Below are 20,694 nucleotides of genomic sequence, written 5' to 3'. Positions count from 1 at the left end.
GGGGCTATTTCCGCGTTGCGCTAGCTGCGGAAACGCGGGGTCCGTTCAGGCTGTTGCGCTGAGATTGAAAATCAACCCCTTATATGTAACAATCATACCGGCTTCCTAGCGTTCAGAATGTTTTCTGCTGTCTGCTGTGGTGTTTGGTTGGAATTGTCCAACCAAAAGCCGATCCGTGGTGTTGTCTGCATTTTACTAAATACAAATTCAATGTATACAGAAAGATATAAGGAGTGGGAGGGATTCCGCCGTAGTTGGCATTGTAGGAAAATCCAAAAGTTTAGATTTTCCCACAATGCTTATCTTTTGGTCTTTGGTTCGGAATAGTGTAGTGCTGGCGGTCTATCTCTTGTTTTCGGTTGCTTGCTTCCTTACCGTACATGAGCATTGAGAGAAGGAGACAAGCAGATGTTGGGTTACGAAGAAAAGATATAGCGCCTCGAACTGCTCGACGCGGTGGCAGATGCCGGGAGGCTGGCGAGGGGCCTGGACCAGCTGCTCGAGTCCCTGGCTCACGCCGACCAGCTGGACCCGCTCGACGTCGAGGGGGTCCTGGCCCTGAGGTCTATAAGCGAGAGGTGTGCCGAGCGCATCGGCGACGCGGCGCGCATCCTGGAGGCTCAGAACGAGGTCCTCTATGCGGAGGAGCGGGCCAAAGTCAAACCGCGCGATAACTGAGGAACGAAACCCGGTCCGGAAACTGTTCCTTGATTCCGGCCGGATGATCTTCTCCGCCGCCCGGTGTCGCATTGTGTCCGAGCGGCTGATGTCCCCCTATTCCCAGTGCCGCGGCGTACCGCTGCGTTATAATTCAGAAAACGCATTTGTATTGCATTTCGAGGGATAGAGGCGCGAATGTCTAACGGCTATAAGGAGCTCATCAAGGGTAACCCCGGCGAGACCGAGATCAGGAGCTTCCTGGTAAACGGCGACCAGGTATCTGTGACCCTGCGCATCCCCGACACCCTGCGCGACGCGGCGAAGGAGGAGGCTGCCCTTCGCGGCATGAGCTTCTCCGCCTTTGTGCGCACTTGCATGATCGAAGAGCTCGCGAAGAAGGGACAATAGCCCGTGACGGAGCCAATGCACGACATCTCGGTCGAAGGCTTCATAGAGTCCTTCGACCGCCGATACCCGACTTTCATTCTCAAGACGTTGCTGTGCGACCGCACTACGGGGCGCAACATCATATGGGCCGACAACGAATACGAGGCCCTAGGCGACGGCTACATGGGCGATGACGAGATGACCGTCGAGAAGATCACGGGCATGAACTCCGGCGTCATCAAGCCGCGCATCGCCAAAGAGCAGGAGAAGCAATCCCAGCGCACCAAGAGCCGCGCCGAGGTGTTCACCCCGTCATGGCTGTGCAATCAGATGAACAACGACTTGGACGAGGCTTGGTTCGGCCGGCGCGATGTCTTCAACACCGAGATCGTTGCGGATGATGGCGCCAATACATGGACGCCGACTAGTGATCCAATCGAATTTCCAAAGTCAAAGGGACACGGCTGGCGCGCATACGTGGAGGCTACGCGGCTCGAGATCACGTGTGGCGAGGCGCCGTTTGTGTGCTCGCGCTACGACACCGTGACGGGAGACGAGCTACCCGTAAGCGAGCGCGTAGGCTTCCTTGACCGCAAGCTTCGCGTTGTGACCGAGAAGACCAAGACTCGCAAGGAATGGGTGCGCCGGGCCCTCGACGCGCTGCGCGCGACGTACGGCTTCGAGTACCAGGGCGACAACCTGCTTATTGCTCGCGTCAATGTGCTCGAGACGTTCGTCGAGCATCTCCGCAATCGCTGGGGGTCGGGCCCCCAACAGGACGAGCTCGAGCAGGCGGCATGGATCGTTTCCTGGAACTTCTGGCAGATGAACGGCTTCACAGACGCCGTGCCCACCAACAAGATGGGCGCCGAGGTGGAGTCGACCCTGGGGACGTTCGAGGAGCCCGAGCCGGAGCCGATGCAACCGTCGCTTTTCGACCTGTTCGATGACGTATTCCCCGACGAGACAACCGAAGAGACCAAAGAAGAGGAGCCAAGGGAAACGGTTCCCCTCTGCGTGATATACGACTGGCAGAACGGCGAGCCCTTCGAGTTCGCCGCATTGAAAGGTGAGGCAGCAATTATGGGAAAGAAGTTCTATGCGGTAATCGGTAATCCCCATATCAGCTTTCAGTGGCGGAACAAGATTCTGGCAATAAGACCTATGCACCGCCCATCTATCACGAGTTTATGGACTCGGCGTTCAAGGTTTCCGACAAGGTGGAGCTTGTCACTCCCGCTAGATTCCTATTTGACGCCGGCTCAACCCCAAAGGCCTGGAACAGGAAGATGCTTAACGACCCCCATTTCAAAGTGATGAGCTATAAAGCGGATGCGTCCAGCGCCTTTCCGAATACCGACATCAAGGGCGGTGTTGCCGTTACCTATCGAGATGCTGATCGGGATTTCGGTGCGATAGAAGTGTTCACACATTTCGATGAGCTTCGTACCATCAAAGAGAAGGTTGTAAAACATGGCATCCAACCCCTCGGCGATATCATCTTCGCGGCCGATAGCTACCACTTCACTGAAGCCATGCACGAAGACCATCCCGAGATTCGTTATGTTGACGACGACCATGGTCTGTTGAGCAAGAACCACGACTATGACCTTAAGACAAACGTTCTCGACAACCTTAACAATGTAGTTTTCTTTGACGAGATGCCTGGCGACGGAGATAGTTGCATCAGAATCTTTGGCAGAGGTCGCGCCGGAAGAGCTTACAAGTTCATTTCCGCCAGATATATCGCTCCGCATCCGAACCTCGACAAATGGAAAGTACTTGTTCCTGCCGCCAACGGATCGGGCGCGCTTGGAGAAGTGCTTTCTACGCCCTTAATAGGGCGGCCCTTAATAGGGCATACGCAGTCCTTCATAAGCATTGGCAGTTTCAATTCCGAAGCGGAAGCTACGGCTCTCCTCAAATACATAAAATCGAAGTTCGCTCGGACCATGCTCGGAATTCTGAAGATTACGCAGCACAATCCCGCACCAAAATGGAAGTATGTCCCCCTACAGGACTTTACTTCTGACTCCGACATCGATTGGTCGCAGTCTGTTGCTGACATCGACCGTCAGCTCTATGCGAAGTACGGCCTCGACGACGAGGAGATTCAGTTCATCGAATCCCATGTGAAGGAGATGGACTAGCAATGGCGAGCATCGACATCTCCCAGATCATCGAGACCACCGCTCCCGCGGTGCCGCAGATCTATGCCTACACCACGCCCGAGATCGTCCGCCACAACGGCTGGACCAAGATCGGCTACACCGAGCAGGACGTGCGCGAGCGAATCAAACAGCAAACGCACACCGCCGACGTGCAGTGGCATCTGGAGTGGAGCGGCAACGCCACGTGGGAGCACCGTGCGGGCACGTTCCATGACACCGACTTCCACGCCTACCTCGAGAAGCAGGGCGTCGAGCGCGAACCCAAGAAGGAATGGTTCAAGATTAGCGGCGAGGAGTCTCACCAGCAGTTCTACCGGTTCCGCGACACCGACGGCGTGCTGGACGCACCCGGCGCTGCCTCCTACACCCTGCGCGCCGAGCAGCAGCGCGCAGTGGAGCAGACGGGAGCCTTCGCCCGCGCCCATTGGGACGAGGGCGGCGCGCACGGCGGCGAGTTCCTGTGGAACGCCAAGCCGCGCTTCGGCAAGACGCCCACCGCATACGACCTGTGCCGCAGTATCGGCGCGCAGAAGGTGCTCATCGTCACCAACCGCCCTGCCATCGCCAACTCCTGGTACGACGACTACGTGAAGTTCGTGGGCTTGGAGGGCGGCTACCGCTTCATCAGCGGCGTGGACGCTCTGACCGGCAAGCCCTACTGCCTCAGCCGCGAGGAGTACCTGCGCGCCATCCGCAACGACCCGGAAGGCCCCAAGGGGTTCATCGAGTTCGTGAGCCTTCAGGACCTCAAGGGCTCCATCCGCTTCGGCGGCGTGTACCAGAAGCTCGACGAGGTGGCCGACCTCACCTGGGACGTGCTCATCATCGACGAGGCACACGAGGGCGTGGACACCTTCAAGACCGACGTGGCATTCGACCACATCAAGCGCCGCTTCACGCTGCACCTCTCTGGCACGCCCTTCAAGGCCATCGCAAACGAGAAGTTCGCCGACGACGCCATCTACAACTGGACCTATGCCGACGAGCAGCAGGCCAAGCGTGACTGGCCTGCCGACTCTGAGCAGCCGAACCCCTACGCCAACCTCCCCAAGCTCAACCTGCTCACCTACCAGATGAGCGACATCGTCGAGCAGGAGGCCCGCGGCGGCATGGAGATTGATGGCGAGCAGACCGAGTTCGCCTTCGACCTCAACGAGTTCTTCTCGACCAAGCACAACGGCGGCTTCGTGCACGACGCCGACGTGGATAAGTTCCTCGACGCGCTCACCACGCAGGAGAAGTTCCCGTTCTCGACACCCGGGCTGCGCGACGAGCTGCGTCACACGTTCTGGATGCTCAACCGCGTCGACTCCGCCCGCGCCCTCGCCAAGAAGCTGCAGGCGCACCCCGTCTTCAAGGATTACGAGGTGGTACTCGCTGCTGGCGACGGCAAGATCGACGCCGATGACGAGAACGAGAAATCGCTCGACAAGGTACGCCGCGCGATCAAGGACCACGACAGGACCATCACCCTTTCGGTCGGCCAGCTGACCACGGGCGTGACCGTGCCGGAGTGGACCGCCGTGCTCATGCTCTCGAACATGGCGAGCCCCGCACTGTACATGCAGGCGGCCTTCCGCAGCCAGAACCCGTGCCTGTTCGACCTGGGCGGCGGCAACTACGCGCGCAAGGAGAACGCCTACGTCTTCGACTTCGACCCGGCGCGCACGCTTACTATCTTTGAGCAGTTCGCCAACGACCTGTACGGCGAGACCGCGCGCGGCGGCGGCGATGTCGAAACGCGCGAGCGCCATATCCGTCAGTTGCTGAACTTCTTCCCCGTCTACGGCGAGGACGAAGAGGGGCAGATGGTCGAGCTCGACGCCGAGCAGGTGCTCAGCGTGCCGAGGCGCATCCATGCCCGCGAGGTGGTCAGGCGCGGCTTTATGAGCAACTTCCTGTTCCAGAACATCGCGAGCGTCTTCCGCGCGCCGGCAGAGGTCGTGGAGATCATCCAGCGCTTCGATCCCTACGAGCAGGGCAAGGCACAGAACGCCGAGAAGAACAAGGTCGAGATCGATGAGGGCACGGCCGACGAGCTCTCCATCAACGACGAGGGCGAGGTGGAGATTCCCGACGAGCAGGTCGTAGGCAAGGCTGCGGACATCTTCGGGCCGAAGGTCTACGGCGACATCGCCGTCGAATTCTCAGGCCACATGGACGACATCGCGAAAGCCCACGAGGCCGATGACGACGATCGGGTGATGCTCGACAACCTCAAGGAGGCCTTCAAGCAGAGCGTGACCGCGCCTCTGGTACAGGCCGCCAAGGAGAGCTACGGCAGCGAGCTCAAGCCGCGCCAGCAGCAGCAGATCGAGCGCAAGGTCCAGGCGGACGCCGACATCCAACTCAACCGCCAGGTCGGCGACTACCAGATTCAGGCGCGCCGCATCGAGCAGTCGCGCAAGGACGAGCTCAAGGCGGCGACAAGCGAGACCGAGCGCGCCGAGGTGAACAAGCGCCATGACGAGCAGAAAGCGGAGGCGTTCCAGACGCTCGCCCAGAAGCTCGAGGACTCCCGCGAGGAGCTCGTGCAACGCGCCGGCGAGACCGTGGTGCGCGAGGTGGAGACGGCGAAGAAAGAGGACGAGAAGCAGGGCATCGAGGACAAGGTGCGCGCTCATCTGCGCGGCTTCTCGCGTACCATCCCGTCGTTCCTCATGGCCTACGGCGAAGAGGGCACGACGCTCGCGAACTTCGACACCGTGATCCCCGCTGACGTCTTCCAGGACGTCACGAGCATCACCGTTGATGAGTTCCGCTTTTTGCGTGATGGCGGCGACTACACCGATGGCGAGACCGGCGAGGTAAAGCGCTTCGTTGGGCACCTCTTCGACGAGGTCGTATTCAACGACTCCGTGAGCGAGTTCATCAAGCTGCGCGAACACCTGGCCAATTACTTCGACGAGTCCCAGACAGAGGACATCTTCGACTACGTGCCGCCCCAGAAGACCAATCAGATCTTCACGCCGCGCAACGTCGTGGTTCAGATGGTGGACCTCTTCGAGAAGGAGAACCCGGGCTGCTTCGATGACCCGAGCCACACCTTCGCCGACCTGTATATGAAGTCTGGCCTCTACATCACCGAGATCATCAAGCGCCTGTACCGAAGCGAGGGCATGAAGGCCGCCTTCCCGGACGACCGCGAGCGTTTGGACCACATCCTGGAGCATCAGGTGTTCGGCATCGCGCCCACCAAGATTATCTACGAGATTGCCACCCACTTCATCCTGGGTTTCCACGACGAGGTCGGCCAAGGATGTGACTCTAACTTCGAGCTCGCGGACGCCGCGGAGCTCGCCAAGGAGGGCACGCTGGAGGCATACGTCGAGCGCGTCTTCGGGCCCAAGCTGGGCGAGGCGTAGCGCGTGGCGGAAGTAGTCGACAGCAAACAGGATGGGCGTGCAGAGGCTGCGCGAGCGGCGGTGAGTGCGGCACGGCGTGAGGATACCGAACTTTGCGCCCGTCTAGTCTTTCGCGTCTCGCGCAATGAGCTAAGGCGCGTGGGGATCACCACGCCCATCGCTCTCTACGATGAGCTGAAGCAGGTCTTCTGGAACGCAGACGAGGGCGTCACCCTGGGCGACCACCTCTCTGTCGGGTTCGGCAAGGTCGACCGCCGCCGTCAGGTGCGCGCCTTCGCCGAGCGCCATGCGGACGAGCCCAGAAACGTCGCCGCGAAAGCCTACGAGCGCGAATACGGCTTCAGCGCAGGCATCGCCGCGATATGGCTCGACCTGTTCGCCGAGCCCGCGGACGTGAGCTTCTCGGAGTGGCTTGGCGTCGAGGTCGCTGAATGCCCGACGGGCGCCCCGGCCTCCCGTGCGGATGTGCCCGTAGCGCACGACACCGAGCGCGAGGCACCCACCCTCGAGGGCTTCCTTGCCCGGGAGCTTGCCGGCCGCATCTGCGACGAAGGCCTCGTGCGTCGGCGCTTCGCCTTCGAGTTTCCCGACGATCCGCCCGAAGCGCTCGACCGCGGCATCGAGGATGCGGGCTACTACGAGGACCGCGGCTTGCTCTTCCGAGAAGGGAGCACCCCGAACGACCACTTCACGCGGCTGCTGGCCGAGCATCCGTCTTTCGCGAAGGGCGACGCCGGCTTCGAGAACGCCGTGTGGCAGCACCCCGCCTTCCGCCAGGTGCTGCGCCAGGCGCTTTCGGACCACCGCTTACTTCTCTACGAGGGCGACAGCTACATCTCGTTCTCGCGGCTGCACGACGTGCTAGGCGCGCGCATGGCGGACATCGAGTCGTACGCGCCCGCGGTGAGCGTGGATGCGCCCGAAGGCGAGCCCTTCACCGTGGCGAGCCTGCGCGCGGGCGGCGCCACTCCGCATCCGCTGTACGGGCTGGACATGCCCGACGACTTCTACGAGGGACTGCTCGACGCGGGAGGGCTCCTGCGCAGCTGCACGCTCGCCGGAACCAAGGTGTTCGTCGCCGGAGGCGAGGGGCGGCTTTCCGCAGCCGACCTCATCGAGTGGATCGTCGCCCACCATGAGGGAATCGAGCGCGATGACCTGCCGAGACTGCTCGCGAACGATCTGGGCATCACGTGCCCGGCACCGCTTCTGACGACGACCATTTACAACTCCGACGTCTACTACGACGACATCGGGGACGCATATTACTCATCCATGGAGGCATGGAAGAAGGAGGCACGAAATGAGCTTGCTTGAGGAAGGGATCGCGACTGGCAACGTCCTGCCGACGGGTCGCAAGGAGAAGCACTCCATCGACAACGTGACGCGCGACTTCGACATCTACCGCATCAAGTGCGATCTGCTGTTCTACAACGACCAGAACGACCGCATCGCCACTTGGGTAAGCGAGTACAACTCCGCGCAGGGCGCGGATCTGCTCGCCCTTGGCCGCGACGAGTACAACGGCGTCATCGAGGACTTCATCGTCGAGAGCAACCCCGGCGCGCTCAGGAAGACCGAGAAGAGCATCGCCCTTCGCGGCCAGCTTAGGCCGGGCATCGTGCTCAACGACGGACGCGTCATCGACGGCAACCGACGCCTGACCTGCGTCCGCCGCCTCGCGCGGGCGAACAACGAGGCGGGCTGGTTCGAGGCCGCCATCCTCGACGACGCCACAGGCAGCGACCCCAAGCGCATCAAGCTGCTCGAGCTCGCCATCCAAATCGGCGAAGAGGAGAAGGTGGCGTACGATCCCGTCGACCGCCTCGTCGGCGTATACCGCGACGTGGTTAAGAACCACCTCATAACCCCTGCGGAGTACGGCAACGCGACGGGCATGACCGAGGCGGAGGTGAAAAAACTCGTCGACCGCGCCCAGTACATGGAGGAGTTCCTCGAATTCTGCCAGGCCCCCGAGCAGTACCACCTCGCCCGCGCCCTCAAGGTCGATGGCCCCTTGGGCGAGTTCAGCCGCGTGCTGAAGAAGTACGACAACAGGCGCGACAAACAGCTTGTCAAACGACTCATGTTCGCCAACATGGTGGTGCAGCCCGAGGGCGACATCACCCGATACGTGAGAGACTTCGGCAGCGTGGCAGGCACGGATGCGGAGGCCGACTTCAAGGCCGCCGAGCTGCAGGCCATGTCCGAGCTCCTCGAGAAGATGGGTCCCGACGCCCTCACGCGCGAGAAGGTGAGCGAGCTGCGCTCGGACGGCAACCTCGTCGACGGCTTCAAGCGCGCAGGCGACCGCGCAAGAGAGACCGTGCGCCGCGTCAAGCTCATGGACACGCCCGCCAAGAAATCCGCCGACTGCCTCTCCGAGCTCGAGAAGATCCTTCCCGAGATGCTCGACGTGCTGGGACCCGACGAGCTCGAGAAGGTGCGCCGCAACCTCGTTGCCGTCGCCGACAAGGTGGAAGAGCTGATCGGTGAGATCGATGAGCGCGCCTAGGGCCGTCGTCTGCTACGACGAGGCGCGCCCCGGCATGTACCTGCGCATCGAGGGGCAAGACATCGCCTCGTTCATGGCCTCGGCCGCATGGCGCGCCTGGCTGTACTACCCGGCGAGCGCCGTCGACGGCACCGATCGCGACCGCATCCTACTCGACGGCGGCATGGGCCTTCGCGAGTGCCAGGACATGCTCGAGGCGATCATGGAGGCCGACGGCCACGGCGTCGAGGTCGCGGTTGGCCCGAGCTTCGGCGCCTTCGTGAACGCCGGCGAGACCTACATCCGCGAGCGCTCCGAGGTGGGGTTGGCCATCAAGGCGCAGACCGCCGAGGGCATCGCCGACGACCCCCAGCTGGGGCCGCGCTTCCGGGAGTTCCGCGACGTAGTGAACGCCTCGATGGTGCGTCCCCTGCGCGACCGGCAGATGCTCGACGCCTTCTTCATGGCGACGGTTGGGCGCGCGGCCGACTTCTCGGTGCCCGGCGCCGGCAAGACCGCGACGGTGCTCGGCGTGTTCGCCTACCTTCGCCATTTGGGGCTCGCGCGCCGCATCGTGGTGGTTTGCCCCAAGAACGGCTTCGAGTCGTGGGAGAAGGAGTGGGTCGCCACCTTCGGGGATAAGCTGCCTTTGAGCTGCTTCTCGCTGGGAGACCCCGCCATAGCGGCGATGTCGACCGAGCGCAGGCGCAACGCGCTGTCGCTCGACAGCGGCGCGTGCAACCTGTTCACGTTCAACTACGAGTCGCTCTCGGGCTACGTGCGGGAGCTGCATGCCATCATCCCCGACCAGACCCTGCTCGTCTTCGACGAGGTGCACCGGGTGAAGGCCATCGGCGGCAGGCGCGCGGAAGCCGCGCTCGAGGCGGCCGACGGCGCGAAGTTCGTGATCGCCCTTACGGGAACGCCCATCCCGAACACCTACCAGGACATCTACAACCTGCTGCACATCCTGTACCCCGAGGACTACGACACGTTCTTCGGCTACGAGCCGGGCGAGCTCCGCGCGCCCGATGCGGACCTCCAGGCAAGCCTCAACGACAGCCTGGCGCCCTTCTTCTGCCGAACGAACAAGGACGAGCTCGGCGTGCCGCGCCCGGAGCCCGACGAGATCGTGGAGGTCGAGGCGACGCCCGATGAGGACACATTGCTGCGAGTCCTGTACGCGTCTTGCCCCAACGCGCTCGCGAGGATCATACGCACCCTGCAGCTCGAGAGCGACCCCGAGATGCTCTGCTCTGCAGTGGACCCAGGCGACCTCGAGTACGTGCTCGACCAGGTCGGCGATGACTACTCGGATATCGACTACGTCGACTTCTCGCAGACGTTCTACGAGGCCATCGAGCGAAGCCGCCCGAGCTCGAAGCTCGTGGCGTGCGAGCGGCTCGTGGAGCGCATCGTCGCCGAAGGCCGCCCCGTCATAGTATGGTGCATCTTCGTACGCAGCATCAGCAACCTCCGCCGCGACCTCGCCGCCATGGGGATTCCGGCAGAGGCGATCTACGGCGCCACGCCACAGGAAGAGAGACGCGAGATTCTGGACGACTTCCGCGCGGGGCGCTTCAGGGTGCTCGTGACCAACCCGCAGACGCTTGCCGAGTCGGTCTCTCTGCACAGCGTCTGCCACGACGCGGTGTATTTCGAGTACAGCTACAACTTGGTGCACCTGCTGCAGTCAAAGGACCGCATACACCGTCTGGGCCTGCCCGACGACCAGAAGACGCGCTACTACTTCATGCGCGAGAAGTTCATGCGCGACGGCAGGGAGCTATCCCTCGACGCCGTGATCTACGACCGCTTGAAGGAGAAGGAGCAGACGATGCTCGACGCCATCGACCGCGGCTGCCTTGAGGGCGGCTACCTCGATGACGAGGACCTGCGTATCGTCTTCGAGCGCCTGCTGGGAGAAGATGCCAAGAGCCTGGAATACTAAGAGGCCGAACGGCGCACTGACGATATTGGCTCATAAGTAACAACTGCGAAGGAAAGATAGGGCTTTAAGGATGGATGCAGGAAAATCTACGATAAGCGGCGTGTTCAACGGATCGCGCCTGCTCGAAATACCTTTCTACCAAAGGGCGTACGTCTGGGGAGAAGAGCAATGGGAGCGCTTCCTCGGCGACATGGAGTTCGTCACGGCTTCGAAGCGACCTTATTTCCTGGGCTCGATCATCCTGAAGCAAGCCTCCTCCGGCAACACTTGGTCCGAGGTGTCCGAGGTTCGCACAGTCATCGACGGCCAGCAGCGCCTCACGACCATGGTCATCTTCTTCAAGGCACTCTGCGCGAGAATCGACGCCGATAGGCTGTTCGAGCGAGATTTCGTCCTGGAGACCGGCGAAGTCGCCTTGAGACATGGCAAGTACGACCGGCAGGATTTCGAGAAGGTCGTCAGCGCCACGGGCTGCGAGCCTGTCGAGGGCTCCTCGTCCATCGTCCTTGCCTACAACTATTTCCTCAAGAACATCGACCCAGAGAAGGTCGACAGGAACACGATCAAGTCGAACGTCCAGTTCGTCTGCATCGATCTCACCGAGGGCGAGGACGAGCAGCAGATATTCGACACCATCAACTCGCTCGGGGTGCGCCTGACGACGGCGGAGCTCCTCAAGAACTACTTCTTCAACCGCGAGAACGAGCAGGCGTTCAAGGAGTGCTGGGAGGACGTCTTCGAACCCACGGCGGAGAAGAGGGAGTATTGGGAGCAGGAGGTCGTTACCGGGCGCATCAAGCGCACGCTCGTCGACCTGTTCTTCGACGCGTTCCTCCAGATCCTGGTTCAGGACAAGAAGCGCGGCGTCACGACCGAGGACAAGCTCTTCTATTCGCGCACGTCCAACCTCTTCCAGTCCTACAAGGACTTCATCGGCAGGTACTGCAACGGAGACAAGGACGAGATCCTCGACAGCATGAAGGCGTATGCCGAGGTGTTCGAGTCCACGTTCGACCCCGGCTACTGCGACGCGGACATCCCCTCCGCTCCCGGCGTCGAGCGCCTGAACGTGCTGATATTCGGCCTCAAGAACTCGACGCTCATCCCGTACGTGCTCTACGTTCGCAAGAACGCGGAGTCTTCGGGCGAGGAATCCGAGGTCTTCGCCCTGCTTGAGAGCTACATCGTCCGCCGAACGCTGGTTCAGGCGACCACGAAGAACTACAACAGGCTGTTCACCTCGCTGATCCTGAACGAGGTGAAGGACGCGGAGACGCTGAGGAAGGCTCTTGAAGCAAACGAAGAGGCGACGACGTACATGCCCGGCGATGACGAGGTTCGAAGGGCGTTCGAGGAATCGTGTCTGTACAACCTTCAGTCCAAGGGCGTTCTCTATCTGCTGGAAAGCGCCATTCGCCCAGGCATGAGCAGCACGGCCCTGCTCGGGTTCAACCAGTACACCCTCGAACACATGATGCCCAAGAAGCGGCGCAACAAATGGGGAGCCCTCGACGATGAGGCTGCCACGCGAAGGGACAGGAAGCTCCTCACGCTCGGCAACCTCGCCATCATCACGCATTCGCTCAACGCCTCCATCCGCGATGCCGATTGGCCCACCAAGAAGCAGGGAAAGGGATACAAGGACGGTCTTGCCCTCTGCGCCGCCGGCCTTGCGACCATGGCCGGCGCCCTGGAGAAGGAGTCTTGGGACGAGGGCGATATCGCCGATCGCGCCGAATGGCTTGCGGACAAGGCGTTGGAGGTCTGGCGTTAAACCTTACATGCGCCCCATCTCGAAGATGCTTGCGGTGTCGGAGCCCGCATCCATGACGGATGTTGTCGGCTCTTCCAAATGCGAGGTTTGCGGTGGCGCTTCCGTCACTGGTGCCTCAACCCCCTCGCCGAGCGCCAGGAAGAACCTCATCACGAGCTCGATCCTCTGCTGCAGGGACTCGCTCAGCTCGCCGTAGGAGGCCGCCAGCCGTACTTCCTTGGACAACTCCGCCATCGAGTCCTTCAACGCCTTCTGCACGCTTACAGAGGGCCTCACCTCGACCTGGGTATCGGTGAGCTTGGCGATGATGTAGTCCTGCCTGCTCATGCCGCTCCAGGCTGCCATCTCGCATATGAGCTTGTGCTCCTCGGGCGTGCAGCGAAACGCCATCGTCTTGCTGCGCTTGCGGGCGCTGTTCTCGCACGGCATCTTGCTTACCCCCTCGCTCCATCGAGCGCGGCGGCCATCTCGTCCTGCTTCGTGGGGAACAGGTGCGCGTAGCGGTAGGTGATGTCCACCGCCTCGTGGCCCATGCGCTCGGCGATGGCCAGCGCGGAGAAGCCCATCTCGATCAGCAGGCTCACGTGGCTGTGGCGTATGTCGTGTATGCGGATGCGCTTCACGCCCGACGCCTTGCACCCGCGCTCCATCTCGTGGGCCAGGAAGTGCTTGGTCACGGCGAACAGGCGCTCGTCGGGGGCGACGTCGTCGCGCATCTCGATGAAGTCCGCCATCTCGTCGCGAAGGAAGGCGGGCATGACGATCGTGCGCACGGACTTGGGCGTCTTGGGGTCGGTCACGGTGTCCACGCCGTGGAGGCTCTGGTACGACTTGTTGATGCGCAGCCGCGAGCTATCCAGCATGAAGTCGGACGGCGTGAGCGCCAGGAGCTCGCCGCAGCGTATGCCCGTCCAGTACAGCAGCTCGAAGGCGTGGAACGACAGCGGCTTGTCCATGACCGCCTCGCTGAACCTCAGGTACTCGTCCTTGGTCCAGAACTGCATCTCGCCGCCCTTCTTCGAGCCTATCTTGTCGACCCTGCGCACCGGGTTGTCGGTGAGGCCGTAGTAGCGCTCGGCGTGGTTGAAGATGGCGTTCAGTTGGTTGTTCACCGTGCGCAGGTACGTCGGCGCCCAGGGCTTCCCGTCGGCGTCCCGGTGCTCGGTGAGCTCGTTTTGCCACCTGATGAGGTCGATCGGCCTCACGTCGCACATGCGCATGTCTCCGAAGAACGGCACGAGCTTGTCGTTGATGATGTACTCCTTGGTGATCCACGTGTGCTCGCGTACGCGCGGCTTCACCTCGGAGGCGTACACCTCGACGAACTCGGAGAACGTCATGTCCATGGCCCCGCCGTTAAGGCTCTTGAACTGGCTCTCCCACACTGCGGCCTCCACCTCGGAGGAGAAGCCGCGCTTCGTCTTGTGGCGCTTCGAGCCGCGGGCGTCGCGGTAGTAGCACTGCACGTAGAACGTGCCGTTGTTGCCATCCTTGTACACGGGCATGTCAGTCCACCTCCGGGAAGTACAGGGCGTCGAAGACGTCGCTCCGGACGCGTCCGCGGATAACCACGCGCCCGCGCGCCTCCTGCTCGGCGTTTATCTTCCTGATCACCTCGTAGGCGCTGCCTTTCTTGATCCTCAGCAGCTCCGCGACCTCGTCGGCGTCCAGCATGTGCGGCCTCGGCGTCTTCGCCACCTTCTCGTCCATGGCTCCTCCAATCAATGGCGTACGAATACGTACGGTTTACAGATTCAGAGTAAACGTACGTATCTGTACTGTCAATAGAATTGCGTACATTTACGTACGCTGATAAGATGTGCTGGTACGTAATTCCAGGAGGAGGGCTCATGTCCGTAGGCGAGAACATAAGGCGGTACCGCAAGTCGCGCGGCATGACGCAGGCGCAGCTCGCCGAGGCGGTCGGCCTGACCGAGGGGGCCGTGCGCCACTACGAGAGCGGCATCCGCGCCGTGAAGCCCGAGCTGCTCGAGTCCATCTCCGCGGCGCTCGGCGTGTCCGTCAACGCCCTCAAGGATTACGGCGTCGAGACTGCGGGCGACCTCATGTCGCTGCTCGTGCGGCTCGAGGACTCCTTCGGCATCGTGCCCGCAGCCGACGGCACGGGCCTCTCCCTGAACCCCAAGGCGCCGCACGCGCCCAAAGCCGCGATGGCGATCGAACTGTGGGCAGAGAAGCGCGCGCAGCTCGAAAACGGCAAGATCGACGCCGACGAATACGAGGACTGGAAAGCCTCGCTGTAGCGGCTCTCCGCATTTCGCGATCAACGCAACCGAATCAGGACGGTGGACCAGGCGGCGAGCGCCGCTCGGGCCTGCGTAAGCTGAGTTTTTACTCCCCATTGCATGCCAAGGCATTTCCGGCGCACCTGGGGAGTAAATGACGCGGTGGCTTACACGGCGGCACGCGGCAGTACGCCGCGGCATTTCCCCTGGTTACTCCCGTTTTCATTGAGGCGGCGAGATTCTTTACTCCCCATTAACCACCTGGGAAAACGCTGTGAGAAGACCGCCGAAAAGCCTATTGAGTTCGATTTGAGTTTCACAGGCCCCGAAACGGCCCCGTTTGGCTCTCGGAGACAAAAATCGCGCGTCTACTCACTTGGGATGAATCCTTACTCCCGTTCCTCCGAATGCCGCACCGTGCCTTGCCGTCTTGAAACACGGGGGAGTAAATTGCGAAATCGCAGGTGAAAGGGAGTAAAACGACAAAGAAAAAGCCTCCGTCCCAACGCGGGAACGGAGGCTCGGTTATCGTATTTACTCACCAACATCGCTGGCGGCTTTGCCATGACTCTCGTACGAAACGAAACTCAGCGGCACAGTGCGGCACTCAAAAATGCAGGTCAGAACCCTATCAGCCTACTCCCACTCGACCGTGCCGACAGGCTTAGGCGTGAGGTCGTAGCACACGCGGCAGATACCGGGGACCTCCCTTTATACGTTCGGCACAATCGTAGGCGATACCCACAAATTCCAGTCCCGAGCAACAAGAGTACAATTGCTGCTAGTGTTGCCAGCTGTTGGGAGATGGAAGATGGACTGCGATGGCTACCCATGCGTTCCCATGCCGTTAATGTGCACCGCCTTTGTGCCGGGGCAGATTGACGCTGCGGTTGCAGGCATTTCCGACCCCGATTCACGCGCCATCGCCACGGCAGAAGCGCTGTACTTTCGCGGACAGGCCGCACTCGCCGCCAAGACGGCGCACCCCTATCTTGACGTCACCGATCCCGCGCTGCGCTATTCCGCATGCTTTATCTGCGGATACGCCAGTCTGTCGCTCAACCGTATCGCCGACGCCCGCCGGTGCCTTGCGGGCATCCTCGATACGCCGGCCGACGAGGAATCGCCCGCCGTCCACGCCACGCATATCCTGTTCGCCTCGGCCGCGAGCGTCCTGCTGCACTTGCCTTCCCCGTATTCTGCCGAAGAGTTTTATCCACTTGCGGCGCACCTACCCGAAGGCCTGCGACTGTTCGCCAGCTACGTGATGGCGCACGCCTTGTATCTGCGCGGCGAATACGGCCGCAGCCTGGGCATGGCGGAAAACGCCCTAATTATGAAACAGGGAAGCTATCCCATCTCGGAACTGTTCCTGCACCTGGCAGCTTCCATGGCATGCATGAGCCTCAAGGACATCGACGCCGCAAAAGCGCATTTTGGAGCCGCTTGGGACATTGCGCGCCCCGACGGACTTATCGAGCTCATTGGCGAGCACCACGGCCTTTTGCAGGGGCTCATCGAGGCATGCCTAAAAACGCAATACCCTGACGACTTCGCACGCATCATCGAGATCACGTACCGCTTCAGCTACGGCTGGCGGCGCATCCACAACCCCGGTTCGGGCGAGGACGTTGCCGACGATTTAACGACCACAGAGTTCACCATGGCCATGCTCGCCTGCCGCGGATGGACCAACGCTGAAATCGCACGCCATATGGGAGTATCGCCGGGCACCGTCAAAAACCGCCTATCCGGCGTATACGCAAAGCTTGGCATCGGCACACGCGCCGAGCTGGTCGCGCACATGTTGCGTTAGCGACCGGGCTGCCAAGCGCATCGAACGCGTTCCGGAACCCGGCGCCTCGCTCGATCAATTTGGACATTTTGACCCTTGAACGGCACTACCGCCACGAAGCGTCTTCTCGCAAAATTGGATTATTTCCACCGATATTTGCGGGATGGGAGCCCAAGATGCTTGATCGCCGTTCGTTACTTGTTGCTGGAGCGTCCTCGCTGGCGAGCATTATGTTGCCTCGCGTGCCGGGAAGCGAAAATGCCTTCCTGCTGCCGTTCGCGCCCACCGCGGCCTATGCCGACGAAGAAGATCCCTTCAAGGTGCTCGTTCTCTCGCGCACCATGTTTGGTGTGGTCGTGGTCGACGTCGCCAACAAGAATACGCCCATCGCAGGTGCCCAGGTCACGCTCACATCGCGCTATGCCGTAGGCAAGCAGCTCACCGCCACGACCGATGACGAAGGCACGGCCATCTTTGAGGTCGCCCCTCTTTCGGAAGACTACGTGGACGAGGCAACGCTTCTCGACGCGTACGACTTTAACGGCGGCATCTCCATTAGCATGGCGGGCTACCGCGATGTCGAGATTCCCCTTGCGCGTATCCAGGGCGGCACCGCCATAACCGCGCCCACGCGTCCGCTGTCCGACGGCGAGCCGTACTTCCGCCAGCTCACATTCGACGAATGGGACATCCAGTACGCTGATGCCACGTTCATGGCATTGCCGAAGGACGACGCGGCAAACGACCAACCCGACACGCATGCCTTTATTGTACAGGCACATCTGCCACAGGGTGGACAGGCAACGCTGCACATCAACAAGGTAATGCCCGCCACGGGTAGCTCGCCCGAAACCGTCACGCAGATCGGCCAGATCAAGGCCAGCGCATCAGGCGCGGATAATCTGGCGACGTTCACACTCGAAGACAAGTTTCTCGACGCGGCATCGGGCCTTCTGGAGGAAGGGTGCAAGCTGCGCTTTGTCCTCGACTATCAGGGCAAAACCTACACGCTCTCATCCCCCATGGCCGTTGTCACCGCGCCGGCCGCAAAGGCGGAATCGGGCTCGACCACTATCGTCCCCACTACCATGGACCAAGAGGTCACTCCGTTTGATTTCCCCGCGGCGTTTCCCGGCATCGGCGGCAATAAGTTCACGTGCTGGATACCCACATTTCCGATCCTCTTCGATTTCTCGTTTGCTGGATACGTGCTGTTTGGCGGAGGATACAAACCAGCCAGCTATATGAACGATTCGGGCAATCCGGATCCGGAGTACTGGAAGAAGTCACCGCGCGAGTCGGGCGCCAAGCAGGCAAACCGCTACCTCGACGAAATGGAGGGGAAGTGGAATCAGTACAAAAGTATGAGTGCCGGTTCGGGCACCGATCCAAGAAACACCAAGCTCCTTCGCCACCATTGCACGCCGCTGTTCACGATGGATATCGCCACACAGCTGTACGGCTCGCTCGCCTACGATTGGGTGGGCAAAACCTGGGGTAACAACAACGACCCCGCATACGGCAATATTAAGGCCCTCTTCCAGGTAAGAACTGACCTCAATTGGACCGAGCAGTTTACCCTAGGACCGGTGCCATTTTTCCTAAACGTCAACCCTTGGGTGCTGGCGAAGCTGACGCTCGCTGTGGGTGCCCACACGCACGGCAGCGGCGCGGCGTTTTTCAAGAACATTTCGCTCGACTATTCCAACACGTCGGGCTCGTTCACCATCCAGATCGGACTTGCCGTCACCTTTGGAGCCGGCGTTGCAGGCGTCGCTTCGTCTGCCGTGCGCGGTGCCGCATCCCTCACGCTGTTCATTGGGTACGAGAAGGCAGATGGACACCAGCTTCCGCGGCTGCGCGTGGGTGCAGACGTCGATGTCGATGTGATACTCCAGTTCGTAATGTTCAAGTGGACCACCAAGGCTTGGTCGGGGTCGTGGCCCACACTCATCGATTCGTGGAATATGTCGGTGAACAATGGCGACCAGTATGTGCTCCAACGCTCTGAGCTGGCATTGGGTGGAGATACGCCTTATACGCTGGATGCCTGCTTCGGCTCGGCCGGCAACGCCGAGGCAGGTGGTGTGCCGCAGTTTATCGCATCGGCCACCATCGTCACCAACGCCGAGCTGCTCGCACGCGCCGAGGTTAAGGCCACTGCCGTAAACGCCGCGCCTGTCGTGCGCGATTGGGATCAAGCGGTCACGCGCATTGAGCTCGAGACGAACGCGGAGAGCGACGACACGGGACAGGTCGAACATTTCGTCCACGCGCTGATGGAGAACGACGAAAATGCCGCGCCGATGTATGAGTACACCTATATCGGTCAGTCAACGAACGCCGTTGCGGACCCGAACGCCAATTCTGCCGGCGTGTCGGAGGACGAGCGTGGCGGCATAAAACCCTCGAGCGACAACGTGCTGTTTTCCAGCGTGCTCAGCGAAGCCCACATGAAGCTAACGATGATTGCCGGCGTAGAATGCCTGTTCCGTATCGCCTCGGTGCGCTACGGCGACAATGGCCGCTCGCGACTGGTGGTGCACACAAAGGCAAACGGCACGTGGTCCGCTCCCACGCCCGTGGACTTTCCCCTTGGGTTTGGCGAGGGCGACGTGGAGCGCGACGGCATATTCGATTACGACTTCGACGTGGTGGAATATACGGACGGAAGAGGAAACCAGGACGCCTACGTGCTGCTGGTCTCGGGCGAGCGCCCCGCCGGCGACAACACCCTTTTCGATACGGCAAGCACAGCCGGCATACTGTCCGTTGTGCGCCTGCGCATAAGTAATGACGAGATCCGCGTGGTGTCGCATACGTCATGGCGCAGCATCTCGCGCGGCCGCCTGCAAGAGGATGGCTACCATTGCCTGCAGTGCCCGCGCATCACGGTAGGCAAGACGCTGGTCGACGGACGCCTGTCGGGTGCCTACCTCCACCGCCGCGGAACCACCGCAGAGAAGGCGCTCGGCAGCGAGGCCGAGGTTGCGCTGGAATGCTTTACCCTGTGGTCGGATGATTTGGGCGACAGCCTGACGTTCCGCCAAGTTCTTCGCTTTCCGCAGGCACCGTCGAGTATCGAGCTGAGCGAGCCCGAGAATATCAACGGCAAAATGGTGGTGCCCGTTGCGTACGAGACTGCAGGCGGTTGCGGCTGCGCATCGTACGCCGTGATCGGCCAGTCCATTGCGGGCTGGGGCGTTATGCCACCAGACGCCACGGTGCCCCATGCGGTGCCGTGGCCACAACATTCGGGCTTTTTGGCCACCGTCAACGAGCAGCTGCAGCATATTACTTGGACGCGAGGCGCACCGGCATTTGCAACGCAGCCCGTGGGTGCCGCAGGCTGTGGCCCGGCATCGTTTAGCGTAAGCAACAACGGCAGGTGCGCGCTCTATGTAGAGAACACCGATGGCAAGGTGGGGCAAACCTACGACGAAGAAGGCAACCCGGTAGCAGTGATGGGCAAGCACTTCCGCGTCTTCGCCAGCACCTTGGCAGGCGATCTGTTCACGGAGCCGTTCGTGATGTGCGAGCTGGACCATCCCGTCGATCAGATAACGACATTTTTGACGTCGGGAGGCATGCTCTCCGCGCTCGCCACGCACATTGTGAGCGCGGAGAAGAGCGAGGCAGAGCTGCACGGCATCGAAGTGCCCTTGGTGGCGTGTGCCACTCCGACGGGCGCGGTCGCTACCTCGGGCGCGGTGGTGCCCGGAGCAGCAAGCGAATCCTTCATGGTCACGGTGCGAAACGACGGCAACACCTTGCTGGCCGCCGGCACGATCGATCTGTACCGAGAGGGCTCCAGCTAGCCGTTCTCCAGCGCATCCATCGGGTTCGGAGCG

General features: G+C 61.4%; 13 protein-coding genes and 2 pseudogenes. 11 read left to right on the top strand and 4 right to left on the bottom strand.

The annotated features are described in order from the left end of the window. Window positions 1-855: 855 nt before the first annotated feature. The 8 genes and pseudogenes from I2E13_RS07245 to I2E13_RS07215 all read left to right on the top strand — a co-directional run bounded on the left by I2E13_RS07245 (window position 856) and on the right by I2E13_RS07215 (window position 12,802). On the top strand, window positions 856-1,068 hold the full coding sequence (locus I2E13_RS07245; RefSeq protein WP_172596416.1) for a YlcI/YnfO family protein: 213 nt from the start codon (window positions 856-858) through the stop codon (window positions 1,066-1,068). Between the two features lie 1,169 nt (window positions 1,069-2,237). Continuing rightward, window positions 2,238-2,312, top strand: a pseudogene (locus I2E13_RS11285) (hypothetical protein); the annotation flags it as partial. A 24-nt stretch (window positions 2,313-2,336) separates the two neighbouring features. Further along, window positions 2,337-3,197, top strand: coding sequence for a class I SAM-dependent methyltransferase (locus I2E13_RS10955; protein WP_371736606.1), 861 nt, complete (start codon window positions 2,337-2,339; stop codon window positions 3,195-3,197). A gap of 2 nt (window positions 3,198-3,199) precedes the next feature. Continuing rightward, on the top strand, window positions 3,200-6,583 hold the full coding sequence (locus tag I2E13_RS07235) for a DEAD/DEAH box helicase (RefSeq protein ID WP_195404662.1): 3,384 nt from the start codon (window positions 3,200-3,202) through the stop codon (window positions 6,581-6,583). A 3-nt stretch (window positions 6,584-6,586) separates the two neighbouring features. Then, window positions 6,587-7,900 (top strand): hypothetical protein, encoded by a 1,314-nt coding sequence (locus I2E13_RS07230; RefSeq protein WP_161155750.1) that lies wholly within the window; start codon window positions 6,587-6,589, stop codon window positions 7,898-7,900. Then, window positions 7,887-9,098 (top strand): hypothetical protein, encoded by a 1,212-nt coding sequence (locus tag I2E13_RS07225; RefSeq protein ID WP_079535895.1) that lies wholly within the window; start codon window positions 7,887-7,889, stop codon window positions 9,096-9,098. The genes I2E13_RS07230 and I2E13_RS07225 overlap by 14 nt, the downstream gene beginning before the upstream one ends. Further along, complete coding sequence (locus I2E13_RS07220) at window positions 9,085-11,028, top strand: DEAD/DEAH box helicase (protein ID WP_195404661.1); 1,944 nt, start codon at window positions 9,085-9,087, stop codon at window positions 11,026-11,028. The genes I2E13_RS07225 and I2E13_RS07220 overlap by 14 nt, the downstream gene beginning before the upstream one ends. Before the next feature lie 70 nt (window positions 11,029-11,098). Continuing rightward, window positions 11,099-12,802: a DUF262 domain-containing protein gene (locus I2E13_RS07215; RefSeq protein WP_195404660.1), complete on the top strand. Its 1,704-nt coding sequence runs from the start codon at window positions 11,099-11,101 to the stop codon at window positions 12,800-12,802. A gap of 3 nt (window positions 12,803-12,805) precedes the next feature. Here I2E13_RS07215 and I2E13_RS07210 read toward each other — a convergent pair whose 3' ends face one another. Genes I2E13_RS07210 through I2E13_RS07200 form a run of 3 tightly spaced genes read right to left on the bottom strand, consistent with a single transcriptional unit; the run spans window position 12,806 to window position 14,512 of the window. Next, window positions 12,806-13,231 (bottom strand): plasmid mobilization protein, encoded by a 426-nt coding sequence (locus tag I2E13_RS07210; RefSeq protein ID WP_099432718.1) that lies wholly within the window; start codon window positions 13,229-13,231, stop codon window positions 12,806-12,808. Between the two features lie 5 nt (window positions 13,232-13,236). Next, entirely contained in the window at window positions 13,237-14,307 is a 1,071-nt protein-coding gene (locus tag I2E13_RS07205; RefSeq protein ID WP_101677768.1) for a site-specific integrase, read from the bottom strand. A 1-nt stretch (window position 14,308) separates the two neighbouring features. After that, window positions 14,309-14,512, bottom strand: coding sequence for a hypothetical protein (locus tag I2E13_RS07200; RefSeq protein WP_006681531.1), 204 nt, complete (start codon window positions 14,510-14,512; stop codon window positions 14,309-14,311). A 140-nt stretch (window positions 14,513-14,652) separates the two neighbouring features. Between I2E13_RS07200 and I2E13_RS07195 the strand changes: the two genes are divergently transcribed. Beyond that, window positions 14,653-15,066 carry a helix-turn-helix domain-containing protein gene (locus I2E13_RS07195; RefSeq protein WP_022349661.1) on the top strand — a complete coding sequence of 138 codons (414 nt, stop codon included), beginning with the start codon at window positions 14,653-14,655 and terminating at the stop codon, window positions 15,064-15,066. A 618-nt stretch (window positions 15,067-15,684) separates the two neighbouring features. Here the strand turns inward: I2E13_RS07195 and I2E13_RS11105 are convergent. Next, window positions 15,685-15,750: pseudogene (locus I2E13_RS11105) on the bottom strand (hypothetical protein); the annotation flags it as partial. 109 nt (window positions 15,751-15,859) lie between these two features. Here I2E13_RS11105 and I2E13_RS10945 point away from each other — a divergent pair. Together I2E13_RS10945 and I2E13_RS07180 are read left to right on the top strand one after the other, a co-directional pair. Beyond that, on the top strand, window positions 15,860-16,864 hold the full coding sequence (locus I2E13_RS10945) for a helix-turn-helix domain-containing protein (protein ID WP_229057874.1): 1,005 nt from the start codon (window positions 15,860-15,862) through the stop codon (window positions 16,862-16,864). A 155-nt stretch (window positions 16,865-17,019) separates the two neighbouring features. Then, window positions 17,020-20,661, top strand: a complete 3,642-nt coding sequence (locus I2E13_RS07180) for a hypothetical protein (protein ID WP_195404659.1) — start codon at window positions 17,020-17,022, stop codon at window positions 20,659-20,661. Window positions 20,662-20,694 lie beyond the last annotated feature (33 nt).

Source organism: Collinsella aerofaciens (assembly GCF_015554145.1).
Lineage (GTDB): Bacteria > Actinomycetota > Coriobacteriia > Coriobacteriales > Coriobacteriaceae > Collinsella > Collinsella aerofaciens_AA.
Note: the sequence above shows the minus strand (reverse complement) of the source record. Positions and strands in the feature narration are given on the sequence as shown.